Consider the following 7,779-nt stretch of genomic DNA (forward strand, 5'->3'; position numbering starts at 1 on the left):
ATCGCGGCAATGATTACTCGGTGCCGGTTGCCTACGGCCACCGTGCGGTCTGGATCAAGGGCTTCGTGACCCGGGTTGTCATCGGCTGCGGCGCCGAGGTGATCGCTGAGCATTCGCGCTCCTATGACACCGGCGACATGGTGTTTGATCCACTGCATTACCTGGCGCTGATCGAACGCAAGATCATGTCCTTCGATCAGGCCGCGCCTCTGCAGGGCTGGGAGTTGCCCGAAGCGTTCAAAACCCTGCGCCGACTGCTGGAAGCCCGGCAGGGAAAGGCCGGCAAGCGCGAGTATGTGCAGGTCCTGCGCCTTCTGGAGCGCTTCGAGATTGACGTGCTGCATCTTGCCGTCAAAGATGCCCTGCGAATGGGAGCGGTCAGCTTCGATGCAATCAAGCACCTGATCTTGTGCAGGGTCGAGCAAAGGCCTCCGAGGCTGGATCTGGATGTCTATCCCTTCCTGCCCAGAACCAACATCACCACCACCTCCGCCGCATCCTACATGAGCCTGCTGGCAGGAGGTGGGGCATGACGGATGCACCCGAACTGCTGCTGGCCCACCATCTCAAAACGCTTCGGCTGCCCACGTTCCTGCGTGAACATGACAAGCAGGCCCGTATCTGCGCCGCTGAAGGCGTAGATCACGTGCGTTACCTGGCCCGGCTGACCGAGCTGGAACTGATCGACCGGGAACGGCGCATGGTGGAACGCCGGATCAAGGCCGCAAAGTTCCCGACCATCAAAAGCCTGGACAGCTTCGACTTCAAGGCGATCCCGTCGCTCAACAAGATGATGGTGCTGGAGCTGGCGCGCTGCGAATGGATCGAACGCAAGGAGAATGTGATCGCGCTCGGTCCCTCCGGCACCGGCAAGACCCATGTCGCCCTCGGGCTGGGACTGGCTGCCTGCCAGAAAGGATTGCCTGTCGCCTTCGTGACCGCCGCAGCCCTCGTGCACGAGATGATGGAGGCCCGCGACGAAAAACGCCTCCTGCAACTCCAGCGCAAACTCGCCAAGGTCAAACTGCTGATCATCGACGAGCTGGGATTCGTCCCCTTGAGCAAAACCGGCGCCGAGCTTCTGTTCGAGCTGATCTCACAGCGCTACGAGCGAGGGTCGACCCTGATCACAAGCAACCTGCCCTTCGAGGAGTGGACCGAAACCTTCGGCACCGAACGCCTGACCGGCGCGCTGCTGGACCGGCTGACACACCACGTCAACATCCTCGAGATGAACGGCGAAAGCTACCGCCTCAATCAAAGCCGCGCCCGCCTCGCCGCCGCTAACAAATGAACCTCACAGAATTGGCCTGACGGCCAATGCGCCTTGGACCGGGCTTGCTATATGAGGGCCGCACGCTCCAAGGCGCTCGCCCCAAACTGGCCGACTTTTGCTCCGCCACAATGGCCGAATTTTACTCCGCCGTTGACAACAGCGTCCAGATCGTTGCCGTCCACGCGCTGGGTGAACCAACCGAAGGCTTCCCACTTGTCGGCCAAAGGCTCCGAGCACAGCATTTCGGTCGATTTCCCGTCGGCCTGCTGGTCGTTGAAGTCCACGAGACAGATCAGGTTGTCCAGCTTGTGGTGGGCGCCGGACATGGCGGCCTCCCACGTGGAACCTTCGCCAAGTTCACCGTCCGACATCAGGTTATAGATGAACGCAGGGTTCTGTTTGCGCTTGAGACCCATCGCCATCCCAACTGCGATCCCCAAGCCATGCCCCAGCGAACCGCCGGTGATTTCCATGCCCGGGGTATAGGACGCCATGCCCGACATAGGCATCCGGCTATCATCCATTCCGTAGGTTTCCAGCTCTTCTTCGGGCAGGATACCGGCTTCCATCAGCACGGCGTAAAGAGCGATGGCATAGTGGCCAATCGACAGCAGGAAGCGGTCGCGCCCTTCCCATTCGGGCTCGTCTGCGCGGTAATCCATAGCGTGAAAATAGGATGCAGCCAGTACATCGGCGATACCCAAGGCCTGCCCGATGTAGCCTTGGCCTTGCACTTCGCCCATCAGCAGGGCTTTGCGCCGGATGTTCCATGCACGGCGAGCCAACGAAACGTTGGAACGCGCAGGTGCGCGGTCATCTACTGTCATGCTGTCCTCCCACAACGCTTAGCAGCTTGTCGCGGGGGTGTAGCAGGGCTGAGGGATGGCGTATTTTAAGAATAATTCACAACATGTGTAGCTCTGATTAAGTTAGCGCAAACCCCCTAATTTCCTAAGAGTTTTGAGATCGCAAGAGCGCAATCACTCTGCCGTGAATTGAAAAGCCCCATGCGCATGACGCATGGGGCACTGGAATTCATCAGCTCGACGAGCGTCAGGGTCGCGGCAACCAGACCGTGAAAACAGAGCCCACGCCCTCTTGGCTTTTCAGCGTCAGTCGGCCGCCGATCACCTCAACCAAGCGGCGCGTCAGAGACAGGCCGATCCCCGCACCAGAGATCGTTCCATTCTCGTGGCCAAGACGCTCGAACGGGACAAAGATGTCTTTCTGTCGCTCTTCTGCGATCCCTTTGCCGGTGTCTTCGACGTCGATGAACACTCCGTCCGACCCACCATCCCGCAAGCGAACGGTCACCTTGCCGCCCGCTGAATTGTACTTGATCCCATTCGAGATCAGTTGCGCCAGCACCCGCGAGAGGGCCCCACTGTCGGTCATCACGGTGGTGTCCAGCTTCGGCTCTGCGTCGATGTCAAAGGAGACACCTTTCGCGTCGGCCACTGATTTCAACGACACATAGGCTTGACGGATCACGGGAACGGCATCCACCGCTTCGAAATCAGTCGATAGGCTACCCTGCTCGATCCGGCTTAGGTCCATCACCCCTTCGACCATCGTCAGCAGTTCTGTCGAGGATCGCGCGATCTGGTCCAGATCTGCCATCCGCCCCGCATCGATCGGCTTGCCTTCGGACATCTGTAGGATTTGCGTGTAGCCAAGAATGGCGTTCAACGGTGTCCGCAGTTCATGGGACATTGCCGACAGGAACGCCGATTTCGCCCGCGACGCGGCAGAAAGCTTGGCGCTCATCGAGACGAGGTGCTTGTTCACCATCTGCAACTCTTCGACCGAGTGCACACGCTGAACCGATAGGGTCCCGCCCTTAGAGATGTCCGCCATATCCGCTTCAAGCTCGTGAAGCGGCCGCGCAACGTTGTCGCTCATTTTGGACGCACGGCGCCAGAGAATGGCGAAATACACCGAATAAAAGAGCACGAGCGCCAAGAGCATCACACCGCTGACCATCCCCAGCGTGTCGCGAAGCTTGTTGGACGGAGTCAGCAGGACATCTGCGTTCGCGATGGCGATCAACTTCCAACCCGAGCCCTCAATTGTGGCCCAGGACGCCATGACCGGGTGGTCGAAATTCAGATCAATGATCCCGCTCTCGGCATCCTGCATCGCAAGCGCCAGTTCGGCCAGGTCAGTCCGTCGAAAGATGTTGAACTCAGAAGGCTTGAATGTGTCGTCTAGAATGGCCTGATCGTAGCTGTGATCCAATAGCTCTGTCAGACCCAGATCTCTTTCTCCCTGCTCAGGCAGCGCCAGAATAGTCCCGTCGCGCCCGACCAGCATCGCATACCCCTCGCCAGTCAATGAGATATCAAGAACCTGTTCGACGATTGTCTCGATCGTAATATCGATCCCGACCACCGCTTCGAGCTTCTCCGCACTTTTTACAGGCGAAATCGCCGAGACCATCCACCCCGCACCAGCCGGATCAATATAAGCATCGGTCCAGACAACCTTGCCCTCTGGATTATGTACTTCATCCGCTTCGTAGTAGAAGTTGTAGCTGGGGATATCCATTTTCGGAGCAAAGATTTCGAGTACATCGAAATAGGGATAGATTCGGTTCAGGCTGTCGAATGTGTTCAAATAGACTTGGGCAATCAGAGGGTCCGCTTCGACGATTGATTTCATCAGCGGATCTAGCCGAGCTGTCCGCCAAACCTTCTCACGCTCCTCCTCTCCGATCGGGAAAATGCCGCTATAAAAGACCGCCGATCCACCATTGTCTGCAGTGGTGTAAAAGACACCATCGGGCGAATAACTGTGTCGCTCTTTCTCGGCGTCGCTGACATCCGACGGCTGCGCCAAGGCCTCACCCGTCGCATCACCATACACTTTGGTCAAAGCTTCAATGGTCTGCAGTTTGCGCGAAATCGTCTGCGCCTCGCGCCCTGCCGCGTCGGACAAAGCCGCCTGAGACAAATCTGTGACGGCCTGAGCACCGCGCTTGTACACGAACTCTCCCGTGCCCCAGTAAATCGCGAGGAAGGTTAACTCGATCAGGAGAAGCGGAATGAGCGCCGCGCTGATATAAGAGTTCCAAAGCCATTTCTTTAGGGGGATGGCTTTGTGTTTTGTTTCAAAATCGGATTGCGCCACTGATTCATTTTCCTCTGCCCAATGACACGACCCTAACAAACCCGAAAGGATGTAAAATCTGTCCTTTCATATATATACTTTTGATCTCTGCCTTGCTGGCCTACAATCACTTGCGGAGTGAAGGCTGTCCGCGTTCAGGCGTTTGATTAGACCTCTTACGGGTTGGAGCGCGACGCTATTAGTATCGCCAACTGAATTGCCCCACGTTCATTTGACGCCTTTGGTGTTCAGCTTTTGCGGCCCGTCGAACTCGATTGATCACAGTATTGAAAGGCGTGCGTGCTAACGCGCTCTGCATTTCGATTTAGTCGAACACGTCTTACCTTTTGTCTTCGCACGTGCGGTATGTCCCCGCCTGACGCGTTCGCGCTTAAGCAGGCGGAAGAAGCTCTCGGCCGAAGCATTGTCTTAGCCGTTCCCTCTGCGGCTTATTGAATGTTGCAGTTTGCGAGCGCGTAAAATCGCGGTTCAACCCAGGCTGGTGGATTGGCTGCCTAGATCCTCATGATTCAGAACGTTGCCGCAAGGTTTCCCACGCCAGATCGCCATCATCAGTGTTGCGCGACAAAATTTTCTGTCTGTCTGCTTTGCATCGACCAGCCAAAGACCATTCTAGAATACCAGTCAATGACGACTGCGAGATATGCAGTCACCATCTTTAGAATATCGACCTGCCACGGTTTGAAGCCGCTCTTTTGATAGCACTTATTGAAGCAAAGGACACGAACCATGTGAACGAAACAGGTGGAAAATTTTTACTTTGATACAGAGCAGACTGAGACCCACGCAGTTTGAGTCGCGTTTGGACCTCTGCCCATTCACATTGAACAAATGGACCTGAATTACCCCCTGAAATTCGGACACAGACATAAGCAACTATTTGCCAGTCTGCTGATCTCCGACGAGAAGAAGGTCAGAGATGTCGAAACGGAAACAGCATGCGCCTGAGTTCAAGGCGAAGGTCGCGCTAAGAAGCCCTGAAGGGTGAGAAGACTGAACCGCCCCGACTTTACCGGAGGGCGAAACTCTCGGAGAATTGCCTGTTATGGAAGATAGAAAGCAAAGAAACACGAAGCCATATTCGCCCGAATTTCGCGAACGCGCGGTTCGGTTGGCGATGGAGCACCGCGATGAGTACAATTCGGAATCTGCGGCGCTCTCTGCGATGGCAGAGAAACTGCGCTGTTCGCTGGACAGCCTTCGTGTTTGGGTGCGGCAAGCCTAACGCGATGGCGGCGAACGGCCAGGCACGACAACTGCGGAGAAAGCTCGGATAAAAGAATTGGAACGAGAGGTCCGTGAGCTGCGTCAAGCCAACGAGATCCTGAAGATAGGTGAGCCAGTGGAAGCGCCATCGGTTCGAGCCCACTGGCGAACGCGTTTTTTCGCCCTGGCCCCTCTCGGCGAATGCATACAATTGGCTGCGTGGCAGCGGGAGCTCGACCGCCCGTTTCGCAAGTGATTACTTTTGTTGAAGACCATCGTGGATTTTACGGGGTCGAGCCGATGTGCAAAATGCTGCTGATTGCTCCGCCCACATACTATGAGCGGCGTGCTGTTTTTACGTGCCCCGTCCCGGGCCTCGGCCCGGGCAAAGTCTGACGCGTCCTTGTGCCTCAAGATAGAAGCGATCTGGGAGGAGAACCGCAAGCTCTATGGCGCGCGGAAGATCTTGCATGTTTGGCGGCGCGACAGTGAAGGCGTCGCTCGCTACACTGTCGAAAGGTTGATGAAGGTTTTGGGGATTAGGGGTGTGGTCCGAGGAAAGAAGGTTGTCACGACCAATCCTGACACTTCGAAAGCGTGCCCGGACGTGACCTTCTGCATCTGCATTTTATGGAAAACCCCCATACGGTCGTCATTCAATCTAACCTAAAAGGTATCAACACAGCACGTTTCCAGAAGGATGCCCCCAATGACCGTCGAAATCACGCTCCAGAACTCCAGTGCTCTCTATAACCTCGAGTTTTCCGAGGTTGACGTGAAGCTCTTTTCCGGCGAGGGCGCGCTGTTCAACTTCGTATGGGGTGAGCCCGGCTACATCGGCGGACTGCCCGAGTCTCCTGCCTTCGGGGGCGTTCCAGAAGGCGCTTTTCAGTTGACCTATGTCGACTTGACCACCGGACTCACAGTCATCGGGCAGCTCTATGGCGATTGGCCCGAACCGCTGACGCTCGCCCAAATAAGCGAGAGCACTGCTTGGCTCGAAAGCACAGCTGATCTACCGGTCGAAGAAGCTACTCTGTTGGCGGTCGGAAACTATCTGATCACCATCGACTTCAATGGTGACGGCCCCACCGTGAAGGATTTCGTAGAGAATTGGACCGAGGCCGATCTATTGGCCACAAATCCGCTCGTCAACGGCGAGTTCTCGGTGCTGGATGGCTGGGAAGGCACCAGCGGAAAAGACACCTATAACGGAACAAGCGGAGACGATGTGATCGAAGGCTTGGGCGGCCGCGATATCCTCAAGGGTGGCGCCGGTGATGACGAAATTTCTGGCGGCAGCGGCAACGACAAGCTTCTTGGCCAGAAAGGTCATGACACACTAGACGGCGGCGCGGGCAAAGACCGCCTCGTTGGCGCAGCGGGTCAAGACGATCTGAACGGCGGTGGCGGCAATGACAAACTCTTGGGCGGTGCAGGGAATGACAGCTTGGTCGGTGGCGCTGGCCGGGATGTCCTAACCGGTGGCGCTGGCGACGATACGCTCACGGGCGGTGCTGGCAATGACCGGCTCGTGGGCGGGAAAGGCGCCGACTCTCTGTATGCGGGCGATGGAGACGACACCCTGATTGATGGGCGCGGCGACGACTACATGTTTGGCGGCGGCGGTGCGGACCTTTTCCTATTCAAAAGCGGCATCTCCGGTGGAACTGATTTCGTGTCAATGCAGCGCTTCGGCGGAGACAAGATCAAGCTTCAAGGGTACGGCGTCGACATTGACAGCGAAACCGCCACAGCTTCCGAAATTGAAGCCGCCTTGGAAGCCGCAGGGATCCACATTGAACGCGACGATCTGAGCGGCAACTTCGGCATAGGCATTGAGCAGACAGGGCATGCGATCACCCTGAGCTTCGATCAAACCGTGCTGACTAGTCAGATCTGGGAGTACCTAGAGTTCGCGTAATTCCTATGCCTGCTGACCTGCCACTGAACATTCATCCAGCGGCGCCCTTACTCTGCCTTGAACGGCGGGTCGCGGGCGCCGGTCTATTCGCAAACATCAGGCAACCCTTGCAACGGGTGCGACGGCATCGGCTTCAAGGGGCCGGAGGGCCAAGTCATTTATATTGTGAGTGCGGTAAATTTGGTTGCGGGAGTAGGATTTGAACCTACGACCTTCAGGTTATGAGCCTGACGAGCTACCGGGC

General features: G+C 56.8%; 6 protein-coding genes, 2 pseudogenes and 1 other annotated feature. Of the genes and pseudogenes, 5 read left to right on the plus strand and 3 right to left on the minus strand.

Features of this window, described 5'->3' with window-relative positions; all coding sequences use genetic code 11:
• Nucleotides 1-533, plus strand: a pseudogene (locus AB9K37_RS04220) (IS21 family transposase); the annotation flags it as partial.
• Nucleotides 530-1,294 carry an IS21-like element helper ATPase IstB gene (gene istB / locus AB9K37_RS04225; RefSeq protein WP_058317429.1) on the plus strand — a complete coding sequence of 255 codons (765 nt, stop codon included), beginning with the start codon at nucleotides 530-532 and terminating at the stop codon, nucleotides 1,292-1,294. The pseudogene AB9K37_RS04220 and the gene istB, both read left to right, overlap by 4 nt.
• A 47-nt stretch (nucleotides 1,295-1,341) precedes the next feature.
• Here istB and AB9K37_RS04230 read toward each other — a convergent pair whose 3' ends face one another.
• The 3 genes and pseudogenes from AB9K37_RS04230 to AB9K37_RS04240 all read right to left on the minus strand — a co-directional run.
• Entirely contained in the window at nucleotides 1,342-2,103 is a 762-nt protein-coding gene (locus AB9K37_RS04230; RefSeq protein ID WP_369835697.1) for a transketolase, read from the minus strand.
• Between the two features lie 226 nt (nucleotides 2,104-2,329).
• Nucleotides 2,330-4,405 (minus strand): sensor histidine kinase, encoded by a 2,076-nt coding sequence (locus AB9K37_RS04235; protein WP_369835698.1) that lies wholly within the window; start codon nucleotides 4,403-4,405, stop codon nucleotides 2,330-2,332.
• A 322-nt stretch (nucleotides 4,406-4,727) separates the two neighbouring features.
• Nucleotides 4,728-5,082 (minus strand): annotated as a pseudogene (locus AB9K37_RS04240) (DDE-type integrase/transposase/recombinase); the annotation flags it as partial.
• 368 nt (nucleotides 5,083-5,450) lie between these two features.
• Here AB9K37_RS04240 and AB9K37_RS04245 point away from each other — a divergent pair.
• The 3 genes from AB9K37_RS04245 to AB9K37_RS04255 all read left to right on the plus strand — a co-directional run bounded on the left by AB9K37_RS04245 (nucleotide 5,451) and on the right by AB9K37_RS04255 (nucleotide 7,535).
• The gene (locus AB9K37_RS04245) at nucleotides 5,451-5,630 is read left to right on the plus strand and encodes a hypothetical protein (protein ID WP_369835699.1); all 180 of its coding nucleotides are present in this window, start codon (nucleotides 5,451-5,453) and stop codon (nucleotides 5,628-5,630) included.
• Between the two features lie 197 nt (nucleotides 5,631-5,827).
• Nucleotides 5,828-5,938 (plus strand) — a sequence feature (AL1L pseudoknot).
• A 10-nt stretch (nucleotides 5,939-5,948) separates the two neighbouring features.
• A complete protein-coding gene (locus AB9K37_RS04250; RefSeq protein ID WP_369835700.1) occupies nucleotides 5,949-6,281 on the plus strand; it encodes an IS3 family transposase in 333 nt (110 codons plus the stop codon).
• 39 nt (nucleotides 6,282-6,320) lie between these two features.
• Entirely contained in the window at nucleotides 6,321-7,535 is a 1,215-nt protein-coding gene (locus AB9K37_RS04255) for a calcium-binding protein (RefSeq protein ID WP_369835701.1), read from the plus strand.
• Nucleotides 7,536-7,779 lie beyond the last annotated feature (244 nt).

The organism is Donghicola sp. XS_ASV15 (assembly GCF_041224595.1).
Taxonomy (GTDB): Bacteria; Pseudomonadota; Alphaproteobacteria; order Rhodobacterales; family Rhodobacteraceae; genus Donghicola.

What these genes read in the sequence shown, in the direction of transcription:
- AB9K37_RS04245 (WP_369835699.1), top strand. Translation starts at nt 5,451, where the DNA reads ATGGAAGATAGAAAGCAAAGAAACACGAAGCCATATTCGCCCGAATTT.
- AB9K37_RS04230 (WP_369835697.1), bottom strand. Translation starts at nt 2,103, where the DNA reads ATGACAGTAGATGACCGCGCACCTGCGCGTTCCAACGTTTCGTTGGCT.
- AB9K37_RS04250 (WP_369835700.1), top strand. Translation starts at nt 5,949, where the DNA reads ATGAGCGGCGTGCTGTTTTTACGTGCCCCGTCCCGGGCCTCGGCCCGG.
- AB9K37_RS04255 (WP_369835701.1), top strand. Translation starts at nt 6,321, where the DNA reads ATGACCGTCGAAATCACGCTCCAGAACTCCAGTGCTCTCTATAACCTC.
- istB (WP_058317429.1), top strand. Translation starts at nt 530, where the DNA reads ATGACGGATGCACCCGAACTGCTGCTGGCCCACCATCTCAAAACGCTT.